At 74.1% G+C, this 15,012-nt stretch carries 11 protein-coding genes; 5 read left to right on the top strand and 6 right to left on the bottom strand.

From position 1 onward, the window contains the following. Positions 1 to 66: 66 nt before the first annotated feature. Positions 67 to 1,137, bottom strand: coding sequence for a hypothetical protein (locus ACH4PU_RS17250; protein WP_398272316.1), 1,071 nt, complete (start codon positions 1,135 to 1,137; stop codon positions 67 to 69). Between the two features lie 585 nt (positions 1,138 to 1,722). After that, a complete protein-coding gene (locus ACH4PU_RS17245) occupies positions 1,723 to 2,385 on the bottom strand; it encodes a TetR/AcrR family transcriptional regulator (protein ID WP_398272314.1) in 663 nt (220 codons plus the stop codon). Between the two features lie 512 nt (positions 2,386 to 2,897). Here ACH4PU_RS17245 and ACH4PU_RS17240 point away from each other — a divergent pair. The 4 genes from ACH4PU_RS17240 (at position 2,898) to ACH4PU_RS17225 (ending at position 10,243) form a co-directional block, all read left to right on the top strand. After that, on the top strand, positions 2,898 to 3,578 hold the full coding sequence (locus ACH4PU_RS17240; RefSeq protein ID WP_398272311.1) for a hypothetical protein: 681 nt from the start codon (positions 2,898 to 2,900) through the stop codon (positions 3,576 to 3,578). Between the two features lie 238 nt (positions 3,579 to 3,816). Beyond that, positions 3,817 to 7,845, top strand: a complete 4,029-nt coding sequence (locus tag ACH4PU_RS17235; protein ID WP_398272309.1) for a type I polyketide synthase — start codon at positions 3,817 to 3,819, stop codon at positions 7,843 to 7,845. 63 nt (positions 7,846 to 7,908) lie between these two features. Then, the gene (gene ccrA / locus ACH4PU_RS17230) at positions 7,909 to 9,135 is read left to right on the top strand and encodes a crotonyl-CoA carboxylase/reductase (RefSeq protein WP_398272306.1); all 1,227 of its coding nucleotides are present in this window, start codon (positions 7,909 to 7,911) and stop codon (positions 9,133 to 9,135) included. A 214-nt stretch (positions 9,136 to 9,349) separates the two neighbouring features. Further along, entirely contained in the window at positions 9,350 to 10,243 is an 894-nt protein-coding gene (locus ACH4PU_RS17225; protein WP_398272304.1) for a Bax inhibitor-1/YccA family protein, read from the top strand. Between the two features lie 135 nt (positions 10,244 to 10,378). Here ACH4PU_RS17225 and ACH4PU_RS17220 read toward each other — a convergent pair whose 3' ends face one another. Beyond that, positions 10,379 to 10,609 (bottom strand): DUF4287 domain-containing protein, encoded by a 231-nt coding sequence (locus tag ACH4PU_RS17220; RefSeq protein ID WP_004951205.1) that lies wholly within the window; start codon positions 10,607 to 10,609, stop codon positions 10,379 to 10,381. A 98-nt stretch (positions 10,610 to 10,707) separates the two neighbouring features. Here ACH4PU_RS17220 and ACH4PU_RS17215 point away from each other — a divergent pair, with 98 nt between their 5' ends. After that, complete coding sequence (locus ACH4PU_RS17215) at positions 10,708 to 11,037, top strand: hypothetical protein (RefSeq protein ID WP_398272301.1); 330 nt, start codon at positions 10,708 to 10,710, stop codon at positions 11,035 to 11,037. Between the two features lie 22 nt (positions 11,038 to 11,059). Here the strand turns inward: ACH4PU_RS17215 and ACH4PU_RS17210 are convergent, their stop codons facing one another. From ACH4PU_RS17210 to ACH4PU_RS17200, 3 genes are all read right to left on the bottom strand, one after another. After that, positions 11,060 to 11,926 (bottom strand): hypothetical protein, encoded by an 867-nt coding sequence (locus ACH4PU_RS17210; RefSeq protein ID WP_398272299.1) that lies wholly within the window; start codon positions 11,924 to 11,926, stop codon positions 11,060 to 11,062. A 421-nt stretch (positions 11,927 to 12,347) separates the two neighbouring features. Beyond that, on the bottom strand, positions 12,348 to 13,568 hold the full coding sequence (locus tag ACH4PU_RS17205) for an acetyl-CoA C-acetyltransferase (protein ID WP_398272297.1): 1,221 nt from the start codon (positions 13,566 to 13,568) through the stop codon (positions 12,348 to 12,350). Positions 13,569 to 13,866: 298 nt separating this feature from the next. Further along, positions 13,867 to 14,910: an SGNH/GDSL hydrolase family protein gene (locus ACH4PU_RS17200; RefSeq protein ID WP_398272294.1), complete on the bottom strand. Its 1,044-nt coding sequence runs from the start codon at positions 14,908 to 14,910 to the stop codon at positions 13,867 to 13,869. Positions 14,911 to 15,012: the final 102 nt, after the last annotated feature.

Raw genomic sequence — 15,012 nt, 5'->3', positions numbered from 1 at the left:
GGGCGCTTCGGGGGTGTGTGGGGGGGCGGAGCCCCCGCAGAAACCGTGAAAGGGCGGGCCCGGGGCTCAGGAAGCCTTCACCCGCACCGCCGTGGCCCGCCGCGACCCCACCGCGAAGAGCGCGAGCCCGCCGACCAGCCAGCAGGACAGCACGACCAGGGCCCGCCCGCACCCCGCGCCGTCGAAGAAGGCCGTCGAGCGCAGCAGGGTGCCGCCCGCGCCGGGCGGCAGGAACTGGCCGAACGTTCCCCAGCCGGAGGGCAGCCACTCCGGCCCGGAGGCCAAGCCGGACAGCGGGTTGCCAAGGAAGATCATCATGGCCGCGCCGAGGCCGAGGCCGGGCCCGCCGAGCAGCGAGTGGAGGCCCATGATGGTGACGGAGGTGGCCGCGGTGCTGAAGGTGACGGCGAGGGCGATCAGCACGTAGTCGCCGTCCGTGACCCCGAACCCGTACTGGATCACGGCGCTGAGGGCGAAGCCGGCGAGGACCGAGAAGCCGAGGGAAGTCGCGGCCCGCTGGGCCGGGCGGCGGAGCAGCATCACGATGGCGACGGTCGCCAGGTAGCCGCCCAGCACCAACGGCAGGGCGCCGGCGGCGAGTCCGGCCGCGTTGGGGTCGTCCTTCGTCGGCGGGTGCAGGTCGTGCACGGCCACGGAGGGCCGGGGCGCGGACGGGTCGAGGGACGGCGCGAGGGCGCGCAGGGTGGCGGCGACGGACGGGCCGGCCGTGGTGGCGACCAGCACCTCGGGCTTGTCGCCGGGCGCCGTGCCGAGGACCACCGCGCCGTACGCCTTCCGGTCGTCGATCCGCTGCCGGGCGGCGGCCGCGTCCGGCACCTTCGTGACGCGGAACGCGCCGGGCCGGGCCTCCGCCAGGCGGTCCGCGACCCGGTCGGCCACCGGGCCCGGGCCCGCGACCGCGATCGGCACCTCGTGTGGGCCGGAGTTGACCGCCGGCAGGGCGAAGGCCGTCAGCATGGCGGCGAGCAGGGCGGTGAGTCCGACGATCAGGACCGGGACCTTCCGCCAGCCCGCCGCCGCTTCGGCGGCGGGATCGGCCGGATCGGGGGCGGCGCCCTGAGGCTCGTCGGTGCGGGCGGCGGTGGCGCCGGTCGTATCAATGGGTGTACGGGACATGGGAGTTCCCCTCGGGGCGGGTGACGTGCTCCTGGTGCCGTGCTGGGTGCTGCGCATGCTGTGGTGCCGAGTGCTGCGTGTGCTTGTGGTGCCGGGTGCTGCGTGTGCTTGTGGTGCCGGGTGCTGCGCCTGCTGTGGTGCTGAGGTGTTACGCCTGTTGTGGTGCCGAGGTGTCGCGCGTGCTGAGGTGCTCGCGTGCTGTGCTGCCGACGTGCCGCGGACGTTCGCCGCGGTGTCGCCGCCGGTCCGCTGGGGCACCGCGGGCGTACCGCCGGTGTTCCGGTGTCGGCTCGCGGACGTACCGCCCGTGTACGGGCGCCGGCCCGCACGCGCGCTGCCGGAGGTGCCGGCGACGGGGCTCCGGGCCGCGCTGCCGGTCGCGCCCCCCCCGCGTCCGGTGGCCCGGCGGGCGCGGCGTCGGCGCCCCACCGGCCGTCCGGGCTCCGGCGAGCGCCGCCCGCCTGCCTCGCGCGGCCGACGGCCCGGCCGGGCCACTCCTCCCTCCGCGCGCCCCCGCGCCCCTCGCCGAGGCCGCGCGCCGGGTGGTGCCGAGGCATGGCGGGGGCGTACGGGCGGGGCGGCCGGTCAGGGTTCGACGCGTACGCGCTCCAGTTCCCGGCGCACCGCCTCGGCGACGGGCGTACGGGATCCGGTGCGCACCCAGTGCTCGAAGGTGAGCCGGGTCGTGGTGAGCGCGACCGTGGCGGCGAGCAGCGGGTAGAGGTCGTGCTCGGGGTCGGTGCCGGTGCGGCGGGCGATCTCGGTGGCCAGGGTGGCGGCCATGTCGGCCTCGAAGCGGACCTGTTCCGCCGCCAGTTGCGCGTGGGCCAGGGCCAGCCGCGCGCGCAGGAGGGTGCCGGGGTCGACGGCGGAGAGCTCCTCCAGCACGGTGGCGAAGGCGTGCGTGAGGGCGTCCCACAGCGGTTCCTCCGGCGGGCGGGCGGCGAGCGCCGCGCGGATCCGTTCGGCCCGTTCGGTGCCGGAGGCCATGACGGCCTCCTCCTTGCTGGAGAAGTAGTTGTTGAACGTCCGGGCCGAGACGCCGGCCTCGGCCGCGATGTCCTCCACCCGGACGGCCGCCCAGCCGCGCTCGGCGGCGAGCCGCAGCGCCGCGAGGCCGAGCGCCGTCCGTGTGGCCTGCTTCTTCCGCTCCCGGAGCCCGGGATTCCGGGGCTCTGGGGGATGTTCCGCGGGCGTCGGCCCGGAGGGCTCCCGCCGTGCCGCCGTTCTCGCGGCCCTGGTGTTCATGTCCCTCACCGTCGCAGAAACCTGCGGAGCCCGCAAGTTTGCGCAGCGCGCAAGAATTCGGCCGCGACGGATGCGGTGTCGGCCGCCTGGCCGAATGGCAACTGTCGGCCCACTGCGGCGCGTTGACGCTCGAACGCTACGGTATGTAGCGTTACTGATCGGTAGCGTTGTGATCGCTGGGGAAGGAGGGGTGGGTGGGGCGGGCGGCCCGGACGTCCGGCGGGGCGGTGGCCCGTGCATTCCCCGTTCCCCACCGGCCTTTTCCGGCCCCTTCCGGCCGCCTTCCGTTCCATACCGGCGGTTACAGCGGAGGCCCGCCATCCGGACGGGTCGCAAAGAAACTCACTGGGGCGTGCATGCGTATTCCCAATTCCCTTTACATGGTCCCGGATCACGTGCTCACGGACCCGTGCGAGCGGGACACCGCCGGCAGTTCGCCGACCGGGGGCGACACACCACCCGGAGACGTCGACCAAGTCCTTTTACAAATGCGCCCGCTCATCGAATCCGTGATGCAGAACACACAGATCCGGGCGCTGGAGGAATCGAGCCTCGCGGTCATCGGCGACCGCGCCGTCGCCGTCGACGCGCTCATCGACCTGGTGCGCCGGGCGGAGACGTCGGTGACCCTCCTGGTCCCGCCCGCGGGCGACGCCCTGCGGCTGGTGACCGACGCGCTGGAGGCGCTGGCCGGCCGGCACCCGGACGACACCCGGGTGCGGGTCCTCGCCCCGCCCGAACTGGCCTCCGACGCCCGGCTGGCCGGGCTGGAGACACTGCTGGACGGCGTGGAGATCCGGCTGGCCGCGGGCGTGCGGCACGCGGCGGCCGTCATCGACCAGCGAGTCGCGCTGGTCAGGGCAGGTGAGGCCACCGTGTTCGGCGCCGAGGCGTCGCTCGTCCGGGCCCCCAGCGTGGTCCGCGCGCTGTACGACATCCTCATGACGGCCTGGTACCGGGCCGCCCCCCTGACCCGCTACCAGCGCCTCCAGGAGTGCCTGCGCCGCGACTCCGGCGCCCGCATCCTGCGCATGCTCGGCGAGGGCTACACGGACGAGGTGGCCGCCCGCGAACTCGACATCTCCGTCCGCACCTACCGCCGCCGCGTCGCCGACATCATGCGGCTGCTCGGCGCCCGCTCCCGATTCCAGGCGGGCCTCTACGCGGCCGGCGCCGGTTTGTTGCGCGCATAAGTCCCCGGACGTGACATCCAGGTGAATCGGAGGCAGGAAGCTGCCACCACCGGCCGCAGCACGGCAGGGAATTCACGCCATTCCGCGGACCGCCCGGCAGGTTCCGGACCGGCCCGTTGAACCACCCCGTTCCACCCCCGAAAGTCGTGACGTATCCGAGAGTCGGAGACCGAACCCGCGCCGGCACCGGCCGCGCGGGCCCCGGAATCGAGCCGAAATCGAGGAAGTCACGTACACCATGGGCGAATACGACGGGGCGCGGCCCGCTCCCATAGCCGTTGTGGGCATCGGCTGCCGGGTGCCCGGCGCCGACGGCCCCGACGCGTTCTGGCGCTTGCTGACGGACGAGACCTGCACGGTGCGTGACGTGCCGTCGTCCCGCTTCGGGCGGCCGTACGAGATTCCGGGCGCCCGCGTCCGCTCCGGACTGCTGGACGACGTGGACCGCTTCGACGCCGCGTTCTTCGGGATCTCCCCGCGCGAGGCGGCGGGCATGGACCCGCAGCAGCGGCTGTTCATGGAGGCCGTCTGGGAGGCGCTGGAGGACGCCGGACAGGACACCTCCGCCCTGGCCGGCACCCGCACCGGCGTCTGGGTGGGCACCACCAACGTCCACTACTGGGAGCTCCAGCAGTCCGTCGGCCACCCGGACATCCACGCCTCGCTCGGCGCCGGCTCCCGGTCCACCACCACCGGCCGCGTCTCCTTCGCCCTGGACGTCACCGGCCCCGGCCTCTCCGTGGACACCGCCTGCTCGTCCTCGCTGACCGCCCTCGCCCTCGCCTGCCAGAGCCTCGCCACCGGAGAGTCCACGGTGGCCATCGCCGGCGGCTCCCAGCTGCTGCTCACCAACACCGAGAACCACGGCTTCGTCGACGCGAACGTCTTCTCGGACAACTGCCGCTTCGGCGACGCCTCCGCCGACGGCTTCGTGTTCAGCGAGGGCGTCGGCGCTGTGATCCTCAAGCCGCTGGACCGCGCGCTCGCCGACGGCGACCCCGTACGGGCCGTCATCCGCGGCTGGAGCGTCAACAACGACGGCGCCGGCAGCGACACCATGATCAACCCGGCGCTGAGCGGCCAGCGGCAGATGCTGGAGCTCGCTTACGAGCACGCCGGGATCCCGATCACGGACGTCGACTACATCGAGGCCCACGGTACCGGCACGCGCGCCGGCGACCCCGTCGAACTCGGCGCCATCGCCGCCGTCCTGGGCGACACCCGCGCAGACCGCGTCGCGCCGCTGCTCGTCGGCTCGGTCAAGAGCAACATCGGGCACACCGGCGCCGCCGCCGGCGTCCTCGGCCTGATCAAGACCGTCCTCGCCCTCCAGCACCGCACCGTCCCCCGCACCCTGCACGTCACCGAACGCACCCCCGCCGTCGACTGGGACACCGCCGGCCTGGACCTCCCGCACGCCGGCGCGGTGCCGCTCGCCGCCGAGGGCCGGCCGCTGACCGCCGGCGTGAGCGGGTTCGGCGTCTCCGGCACCAACGTGCACGTCGTCCTCACCGAGGCCGGGCCGGGCGTGGAGCCCGCCGGGCGGCCGGCCGGCGCCGAGCGCGGCGCCGCGCACCTGCTGCCCGTCTCCGCCGCCTCCCCCGAGGCCTTGCGGCAGCGCCTGCTGGACCTGGCCGGCCACCTCGAAACCGCAGGCCGCGCCGCTCCCCTCACCGACCTCTGCCACACCGCCGCCGTCCGCCGCGCCCACCACGACTGCCGGGCGGCCGTCGTCGGGGACACGTCCGAGGCGCTGGCCGCGCGGCTGCGCGAGGCCGCCGAGGACGCGTCAGACGCCGGCTACGCGGGCCGCCCGCGCGTCGCCTTCGTCTTCTCCGGCCACGGCTCCCAGTGGATCGGCATGGCCCGCGAACTCATGGACGCCTCCCCGGCGTTCAGCGCGTCCCTGATCCGCTGCGACGAGGCCGTCCGCGCCGAGACCGGCTGGTCCGTCATCGACCGCCTCACCGACGGCACCGACCTGGTGCACGAGACCGTCGCCGTCGTCCACCCCGTCCTGTGGGCGGTACAGGTGTCGCTCGCCGAGACCTGGCGCGCCTGGGGCGTCGAACCCGACGTCGTCCTCGGCCACAGCATGGGCGAGTCCGCCGCCGCCTGCGTCGCCGGGGCGCTGAGCCACGCCGACGCCGCCGCGGTCGTCTGCCGCCGCGCCCGGCTCATCCGCGACCGCGTCGCCGGCCAGGGGACGATGTCGGTGGCCGCCCTCACCGCCGACGAGGCCGACCGGCTCATCGTCGAACTCGCCGTCGACGTCGCGGTCGCGGCCAGCAACGGCCCCCGCACCACCGTCCTCGCCGGCGAGGTCGAGGGCATCGAGAAGATCAAGGCCGAGCTGGACGCCCGCGACGTCTTCTGCCGCGTCATGAAGGCCGAGGCCGCCTCCCACTGCTCCCGCATGGACCCGCTGCTCGACGAGCTCGCCCACGAGCTCCGGGAGCTCGCGCCCCGCGCCGGGACGGTCCCGATGCGCTCCACCGTCACCGGCGAACTCGTCGACGGCTCCGGCCTCGACGCCGCGTACTGGACCCGCAACATCCGCGGCCGCGTCCACTTCCACGAGGCCGTGCTCGCCACCGCCGAGGCCGGCGAGACCGTCTTCGTCGAGATCAGCCCGCACCCCGTCCTCTCCAAGGCCGTCCAGGAGACCCTGGCCGACGCCGGCCTCCCCGGCACCGCCGTCGGCTCCCTGCTGCGCGACCAGCCCGAGCGCGAGACGCTCCTCGGCCACCTCGGCCGGGTGTACGAGGCGGGGGCGCCCGTCGACTGGACCGCCCTGTACGGCGGCGGCCGGTGCGTCCCGCTGCCCGCCTACCCCTGGCAGCGGGAGAGCCACTGGGTGGAGGACCTGGACGCGCTGCCCCGGACGTACGAGTTCCGGCTGGACGAGCCGGGGACGCCGTTCCTGCCGCCGCCCGCACCCGACGGCGGAGCGGCCGTCGTCCACGGCCCCGAGTGCGTCGAGGCCGCGCGGACCGCTGTGGCCCGGGCCGCCGGCGCGGAGGACGTCCGGCTCACCGCCGCCGACATCGGGGAGGCCCTCCTCGTCCCGCCCGGGACGGCCGCCGTGCTGCGGGCCGTCGTCACGCCGGGCGCGGCGGACGGGGAGTGGACGTTCACCGTCGAGAGCCGGGCCGACGGCGCGGCGGAGTGGACCGGGCGCGCCCGGGGCACCGCCTCCGTCGGCCTCGGGAGCGCCGGGCACGAGCCGCCCGCCGCCGTCCTCGCCCGCTGCCCGGAGCGCCTCGACGGCGACGCCTTCCGGCGGCGCGTCCCGGCGGCCGGCGCCCTCCGGCCCGTCCTGGAGGAGGTCTGGCTCGGACGCGGCGAGGCCGTCGCCCGGCTGCGCCGGCCCGCCGGGACGGAACCCCGGCCCGGCCACCCCGTCCACCCCGAGCTCGTCCGGTCCGCCTACCAGCCCGCCCTGGCCCTGCTGCCCGACCCGTCGCTGCTCTCCCCGCACCTCACCGGGTTCGCGGTGACGGGCGAGGCGACCGAGGAGCTGTGGACGGTCTGCCGGATCACCGAGGGCGCCGGCGGGGCGCTCGCCCTGGACACCGTCCTCTTCGACGCGGCCGGCCGGGCCGTGGCGGAGGCGAAGGGCATGCCCGTCGGCAACCCCCCGACGGACGACACCGAGAAACCGGAGCACGTGAGCGAAGTGAGCGAGGACGGGACCGTGGTGACCGAGCACGCGCGGGCGGACGAGACGGGCGGGCGGCGGGCCGCGGCGAACGCGGCGGACCAGGGCGTCGAACTGACCGGTGAACTGCGGCTGACGGACCCGGCGAGCGGGTTCGTGATCGAGCTGCGCGGCAGCCTGCGCATCACGGCGGGGGCGGTACGCGGGGAGGCGACGCCGGCTCCGGCGCGCGTGCGGGCCGCCGAGCCCGTGGCGGCGGAGGTGCACGTGGCTCCCGCCGCGCCCGTCGCCGCCGCCGCGTCCGTCGCTCCCGCCGCGTCCGCCGCTCCCGAGGCGACGGCCGCCGCACCCGCCGAGGCCCCCGCCGCCGACCGGCCGGTCGCCGAGCGGGTGGCCGGGCACGTCGCGGAGGTCCTGGGCATGCGCGTGGGCCGCCTCGACGTGAACAAGCCGTTCAGCCGGCTCGGCATGGACTCGCTCATGGCCACGGAGCTGCGCAAACGGCTCGAACGGGAGCTGGGCGTCGCCCTCCCCGTCGCCCGCCTGGCCCGCGGCACCACCACCGCGTCCCTGGCCCGGGAGCTGGCGGCGGAGATCCCTGCCTGAAGCACCGGCACCCCTTGTACCGCATGACGCATGTGACGCCAGTCACCCGACGTGGAGGAAGAGTTGACCAAGGACCTGTACGACATCGGCGAGATGCCGCCCCTGGGCGAGGTTCCGGCGCGGATGCACGCGTCGGTCATCCGCCCGGAGCGCTACGGGCCGCCGTCCCAGGGCTTCGCCATGGAGGTCGTGGACGTGCCGGCGGTCGGCCGCGGGCAGGTGCTCGTCTACGTCATGGCCGCGGGCATCAACTACAACAACGTGTGGGCGTCCCTCGGCTACCCGTACGACGTGGTGGCCGGCCGGCGGAAGAAGGGGGAGCCCGAGGACTTCCACATCGGCGGCTCCGAGGGCTCCGGCATCGTCTGGGCCGTGGGGGAGGGCGTCACCTCCGTCAAGGTCGGTGACGAGGTCACCCTCTCCGGCTGCACCTGGGACGAGACCGCCGAGGACATCCGGCTGGGCGCCGACCCGATGACGTCGGTCACCCAGAAGGCGTGGGGCTACGAGACCAACTACGGCACCTTCGCCCAGTACGCGCTGGTCAAGGACTTCCAGTGCCACCCCAAGCCGAAGAACCTCTCCTGGGAGGAGGCGGCCTGCTTCCTGCTGACCGGCGCCACCGCCTACCGCCAGCTCTGCGGCTGGGCCCCGCACACCGTGGAGCCCGGCGACCCGGTGCTGATCTGGGGCGGCGCCGGCGGCCTCGGCTCGATGGCCATCCAGATCACCCGGATCCGCGGCGGCATCCCCGTGGCCGTGGTCTCGGACGACGAGCGCGGCAAGCACTGCCTGGAGCTCGGCGCGGAGGGCTTCATCAACCGCAACGACTTCGACCACTGGGGCCGGCTCCCCGACACCTCGGACGACGCCGCCATGGCGAAATGGATGAAGGGCGCCCGCGCCTTCGGCAACCGGTTCTGGGAGATCCTGGGCGAACGCCGGGCGCCCCGGATCGTTCTGGAACACAGCGGGCAGAACACCATTCCCACGTCGATGTATTTGTGCGACACCGCCGGAATGGTGGTCATCTGCGGGGGCACCAGCGGTTACAACGGCGACCTCGACCTGCGATTCCTCTGGATGCGGCAGAAGCGGCTGCAGGGCTCCCACTTCGCGAACATCCGGCAGTGCCGCCAGGTCATCGAACTCGCCGCGAGCGGAAAACTCGACCCGTGCCTGTCCTGGACCGGTGATTTCGCCGACACCGGCCGGGCGCACCAGCTGATGTACGAGAACCGGCACCCGTCCGGGAACATGGCGGTCCGGGTGAACGCCGTCGCCGGCTGACCGGACGTACGGCGGGTGGGAACGGGCCGGGCGGGCCGTCTTCGGACGGGCCGCCCGGCTTTCGGCCGTCCGCGTGGAACCCGTCGTTTGCGTATCGCGTTCTCTGGTAGGAGAGGGGTACGGCAAAAGATCGTCCCACAGCACGAGGGTCATTCTTTTGCCTACCCATTACCCTTGACGGCAAGGCCGCGCAGGGTGGCCATGGAGGAGTGAAATGAGGAGCAGGAACCCGGTCTTCTCGCGACGGGGGTTCACTCCCGGAGGCGGCTACGCGAACTTCAACGCGGCACCGCCGTCCGGGTCCGCGACGCAGGGAAACCCCTACGCGAACAACCCGTACGCGCAGCCGGCCGACCCGTACGCGGGCAACCCGTACGGCCAGCCCACCAACCCGTACGCGCAGGGCGCCCCCGATCTCCAGCAGGGGATGCCGCAGGCCCCGGCCCGCCCGGGCGCCATGACGATGGACGACGTCGTCAGCCGCACCGCCATCACGCTGGGCCTGGTCATCGTCGCGGCCGGCGCGGCGTGGGCGCTCAAGCTGCCGGTCGGCCTCGGCTTCGGTGCCGCGGTGATCGCGATGGTGCTGGGCCTCGTCCAGTCGTTCAAGGCCAAGCCGTCCCCGGCGCTGATCCTGGCCTACGCGGCGTTCGAGGGCCTGTTCCTCGGTGTGATCAGCCAGGCGTACAACGAGGTCGCCAAGGGCGCCCCGATGCAGGCGGTGCTGGGCACGGTGGCAGTGTTCGCCGGTGTCCTCTTCGCCTACCGGGCCCGGATCATCAACGTGAACCGCAGGTTCGTCCGCTTCGTGGCCGGTGCCGCGATCGGCTTCCTGCTGCTGGGCGTCGTCAACATGCTGTTCGCCGTATTCGGCGGCGGCAACGGCCTCGGCTTCCGCACCGGCCCGGTGGGCATCCTCGTCGGCGTCGTCGGCGTGCTGATCGGTGCCGCGTTCCTGGCGCTCGACTTCAAGCAGGTCGAGGACGGCGTCCAGTACGGCGCCCCGCGCGAGGAGTCGTGGCTGGCCGCGTTCGGTCTGACGCTGTCGCTGGTGTGGATCTACACCGAGCTGCTGCGGGTCATCGCCCTGGTGATGAGCGACGACTAGTCCCCGGGGGGACGCGAGACGAAGCGGGGCCCGGGAAGGCGATGCCTTCCCGGGCCCCGCCCGTCTGTGCGGGATCGTCCGTGCGGGATTCTCTCCGCGTTGCGGGATGCGGACCGGCCGCTCACGGCCACAGGGCTACAGGAGCCTGCGCGCGGCCCGTCGGAGGTCGTACTCGTGCACGATCGCCTTGGCGTGGCCGTAGGCGAGACCGTGCTCTCCGCGCAGCCAGCTCACCTTCTCCTCGAACCGGGACAGGGATGGGCCTTCGTCGACCGTGCGCAGCCAGTCGGCGACTTCTCGGCCGGTGCAGTGGGGGATTCGGGAGAGCAGGTTCCGGTGGGTTTCGTCGGAGATGACGTAGGACATCGGCGCCTCCGGACGCGTCGGATGATGGTCCTTCATGTCACCGTGCCCGAGTGTTCAGCCATTGGCAACAGTCGGTGGCCGCCGCATAGTCTCGGGGCGTGGATGATGTGACGCCTCTGCTGACCGCCGTGGACACCTTCGCCGACCGCCTGCGCGCCCTGCCCCAGTCCCGGCTGAGCCGGGGGGCCGCCGCCGAGGCGCTGGCCCTCGCCCGCGAGCTGGCGGCCCGGGCCCAGCGGATGGAGGAGCCCGGGGAGACCGCGCCGCGCGAGATGCCGGACGCCGGGATGTTCGCCGTCGCGGACCAAGTCGCCGTCGCCGGCCATGACTTGGCCGAGGCGCTGGCCGCCGGCGGCGCGCCGGAGGGTGCGGTCGCGGAGGCGGTGGAGCTGGTGGCGGGGGCGGCGCGGCGATGCGGCCTGCAGTGAGACGGGGGCCGGCCGGACGGGCTCAGAGGGACGCGATGACGCGGTCCGCGAGGACGTAGACGTTGCCCGTCGCGCAGCCGAAGGTGAGCGCGTACGCGCCCGCCACGCCGGAGCCGCCGAGCAGCACCGGCGCCTCGCCGGTGCGCAGCGCTTGCGCCAGGCTCTCCGCGGTCTCCCGGTGGCCGGGCGTCATGCAGACGGTGGTGCCGTCGGCGAAGACGTAGACGTCGAGGGTGCCGAGCGGGCCGGGCCGGACGTCCGCCAGCGGCACACCGGCCTCGGCCAGTTCGGACAGCCGCTCGACCGTGCGCTCGTGGTCGCCGACCGGGGCGCCCGCGGGCGAGAAGTCGGGGTGCGACGGGTGCCGGCGGCGGGCCGCGGCCAGTTCCGGGGACTCCGCCTCGTCCGCCGCGGCGGCGTCGGTCTGCCGGGGCAGGTACGGGAACGGGCCCTGCGGGACGTCGCCGTACAGGAGCTCGGGGGCGGCCGTCTCGTCCACGGCGCCCGGCAGGTTCGACAGCAGGGACGGCGCGTCGGCCGCGCCGCCCAGGTCGAGGGCCTCCTGCGCGGCCCAGAACGCCCGGGCCTCGGCGAGCTCCCGCTCGCGCTCCTCCGCGAGCGCGTCGGCGACGGCGGCCCGTATGTCGGAGAGGACGACGCCGGGCTCCTCGGCGGGGGCCGTCCGGGCGGCCGGGACCGCCGCGGTCATCGTGTCCGCCGGGCCCGTCGGGTTCGCCGTGGTCGCCGTGTGCCGGGCGCCGGCCTCGGCCAGGTCGGCGCGGAGTGCGTGGATCTGCCGGCGCAGCCCGCGGGTCGTCCACAGGGCGGCGGTGCCCGCGGCGGTGGCAGTGGCGGCGGCCAGCAGCAGGGCAAGGGACATGGCGCTCACTGACGTACTCCCGGTTGCTGTCGGTCCCCGAATTCCTACCTCAGCTTCGCGCGCGGCTTCCCCGGTCCCCAGTGCAAAACGTCATGAAACCGGCGGGACTTAGGGCCCGGGGGTGGTGACTTCAACATAGCTGACCAGCGGAAACGAATCTCCCCCGGGACGTTGGTCACATCCTGGGGGAGATTGGGTCACGAACGGGAGGCGGGGGGAAGCGATCAGCTCAGCCGCCCACCTTTTCTTCCGGTCGCGTCGAGCTGCGGCTCCGCTGCGGGCAGGTGCCGCCTTCGTGCCTCAGGCGACCCCTACCCTCCGCTGCGCCTCAGCTCAGCCGCCCACCTTCTTCTGGTCGCGTTGAGCTGCGGCTCCGCTGCGGGCAGGTGCCGCCTTCGTGCCTCAGGCGACCCCTACCCTCCGCTGCGCCTCAGCTCAGCCGCTCGATGACCATCGCCATGCCCTGCCCGCCGCCCACGCACATCGTCTCCAGCGCGAACTGCTTGTCGTGGAACTGGAGCGAGTTGATGAGCGTGCCGGTGATGCGCGCGCCCGTCATGCCGAACGGGTGGCCGACCGCGATGGCGCCGCCGTTGACGTTGAGCTTGTCGATGTCGATGCCCAGGTCGCGGTAGGACGGGATGACCTGCGCGGCGAACGCCTCGTTGATCTCGACGAGGTCGATGTCGTCGATGGTCATGCCGGCCCGCTTCAGCGCCTGGCGGCTCGCCTCGACCGGGCCGTAGCCCATGATCTCGGGGGAGAGGGCGGAGACGCCGGTGGAGACGATCCGGGCGAGCGGGGTGAGGCCCAGCTCGCGCGCCTTGGTGTCGGACATGATCACCAGGGCGGCGGCGCCGTCGTTCAGCGGACAGCAGTTGCCGGCCGTGACCAGGCCGTCCGGGCGGAAGGACGGCTTGAGGCCGCTGACGCCCTCCATGGTGACGCCCGCGCGCGGACCGTCGTCCTTCGTGACGACCGTCCCGTCCGGGGTGGTCACCGGGGTGATCTCGCGCTCCCAGAAGCCGTTGGCGAGGGCCTGCTCGGCGAGGTTCTGCGAGCGGACGCCGAACTCGTCCATCTCCTCGCGGGTGATGCCCTTGAGACGGGCGAGGTTCTCGGCCGTCTGCCCCATCGCGATGTAGGCGTCCGGGACGAGGCCGTCCTCGCGCGGGTCGTGCCAGCCCTCGCCGCCCTGCTCGGCGCGGGCCGCGGTGCGCGCCTCGGCGTCGGCGAACAGCGGGTTGTGGGTGCCGGGCATGCCGTCCGACGTGCCGTTGACGGACCGGGACACCATCTCGACGCCCGCCGAGAGGAAGACGTCGCCCTCGCCCGCCTTGATGGCGTGGAAGGCCATCCGCGAGGTCTGGAGGGACGAGGCGCAGTACCGGGTGATCGTGGTGGCGGGCAGGTGGTCCATGCCCATCTGCACGGCGACGATCCGGGCGAGGTTGTGGCCCTGCTCGCCCCCGGGCAGGCCGCAGCCGAGCATCAGGTCGTCGATCTCGCGCGGGTCCAGGCCGGGGACCTTGTCGAGGGCGGCCTGGATGATCGTGGCGGTCAGGTCGTCCGGCCGCAGCTCCTTCAGCGAGCCCTTGAAGGCCCGGCCGATGGGGGAACGAGCAGCTGAGACGATCACGGCTTCGGGCATCACGGCTCCAGTCGACGCGACGGCAGGACTCCGGTGAAGTTACCCGCACGTAAGGTCAAGGTCACGAGGCGGCGGCTGTGATGTGACTCATGGCCGTCGGGCCGGGTGACGGCGGCGGGTTCCCCCGGGCGGCCGGGTGCCTGTCCATTGTCGCTCCGCGACGGTCGCGGCTGCGCCGCTCGTCCTCAAGCGCCCCCTCTGGGGGAGCTTGAGGACAACCGCGCGGAGCGCGGTTTCGGGGGTGCGGGGGCGCAGCCCCTGCAGGAAACGGTGAAAGGGAGGGGCCGGGGCGTCCCCCCTACCGTCCCACCCGGTGCCACACGTGGTGCCGCTCCGGCCCGTCCCCCGGTCCCTCCGGCCCCTCCGGGGGCGGAAGCTGCCGGCGGCGGCGGTGTTTGAGGAGGGCCCAGCGGCCGCGGGCGGCCGTGACCTCGGTGCCGCCCTCGGCCGCCGCCTGGGCCGCGGCCCGGGCCACCGGCAGGATGCCCTCGCGGCGCGCGGCGTCCGGCCGCTCCTCGTCCTCCGGCCACAGCCCGAGCGCGGCGCAGAGCGTGGGCAGGACGGCCATGGCGGCGGTCGCGTAGCCCTCCGCCGAGGGGTGGTAGTTGTCGGGGCCGAACAGCTCGCGCGGGTTGGACTCGAACTCCGGGCCGAGCAGGTCGCCCAGCGAGACCGAGCGCCCGCCCGCCTCCAGCACCCCTATCGTCTGCGCCGCCGCGAGCTGGCGGCTCAGCCGCCGGGCCAGCCAGCGCAGCGGCTGGTAGACCGGTTCGATGGTGCCGAGGTCGGGGCAGGTGCCGACCACCACCTCGCAGCCCGCCTCGCGGAGCCTGCGGACGGCCTCCGACAGCAGCCGGACCGAGCGGGCGGCGGGCACCCGGTGGGTGACGTCGTTGGCGCCGATCATGATCACGCAGACGTCGGGTGCCCGGTCGTGGCCGGACAGCAGCAGGGTGACCTGCCGCTCCAGGTCGTAGGACTGGGCGCCGGAGAGCGCCACGTTCCGCAGCTCCACCGGCCGCTCGGCGACCGCCGCCAGTCCGGTGGCCAGCAGGGCGCCGGGCGTCTGCCGGGGCCGGTGGACGCCCTTGCCGGCGGCCGTGGAGTCGCCCAGCATGCCGAGGACCAGCGGTTCGTTCCCGGCCCGGTGGACGAACGCCGACCCGTAGCGGCCGTCCGCCTGCGGTGGGGTGTCGTGGTTGCCGCCGACGACCCGCCGGGCCAGCGCCACCTCGGTCAGCAGCAGCCCCAGGGCCGCCCCGCCCAGCAGCCCGATGCCGCCGCCTCCGTACGCCGCCGCCGCCGCGATCCGTCGCGCTGCCCTCGCCCTCGACATGGACATAAGGCGGGTCTCCTCCCGCTCCACGAGCGCTGTGCACCCTTGCTCGACCGTGTTGATGGCTACGTGCCCCGAGCACCGGTCAGTGCAACGCGTCACTGGTGC

The organism is Streptomyces sp. NPDC021100 (assembly GCF_044333095.1).
Classification (GTDB): Bacteria; Actinomycetota; Actinomycetes; order Streptomycetales; family Streptomycetaceae; genus Streptomyces.
Note: the sequence above shows the minus strand (reverse complement) of the source record. Positions and strands in the feature narration are given on the sequence as shown.

Excerpts from the sequence above, each read along its gene's own strand:
- ACH4PU_RS17205 (WP_398272297.1), bottom strand. The coding sequence starts at position 13,568 with ATGCCCGAAGCCGTGATCGTCTCAGCTGCTCGTTCCCCCATCGGCCGG.
- ACH4PU_RS17225 (WP_398272304.1), top strand. The coding sequence starts at position 9,350 with ATGAGGAGCAGGAACCCGGTCTTCTCGCGACGGGGGTTCACTCCCGGA.
- ACH4PU_RS17240 (WP_398272311.1), top strand. The coding sequence starts at position 2,898 with ATGCAGAACACACAGATCCGGGCGCTGGAGGAATCGAGCCTCGCGGTC.
- ACH4PU_RS17250 (WP_398272316.1), bottom strand. The coding sequence starts at position 1,137 with ATGTCCCGTACACCCATTGATACGACCGGCGCCACCGCCGCCCGCACC.
- ACH4PU_RS17200 (WP_398272294.1), bottom strand. The coding sequence starts at position 14,910 with ATGTCCATGTCGAGGGCGAGGGCAGCGCGACGGATCGCGGCGGCGGCG.
- ACH4PU_RS17220 (WP_004951205.1), bottom strand. The coding sequence starts at position 10,609 with ATGTCCTACGTCATCTCCGACGAAACCCACCGGAACCTGCTCTCCCGA.
- ACH4PU_RS17245 (WP_398272314.1), bottom strand. The coding sequence starts at position 2,385 with ATGAACACCAGGGCCGCGAGAACGGCGGCACGGCGGGAGCCCTCCGGG.
- ACH4PU_RS17235 (WP_398272309.1), top strand. The coding sequence starts at position 3,817 with ATGGGCGAATACGACGGGGCGCGGCCCGCTCCCATAGCCGTTGTGGGC.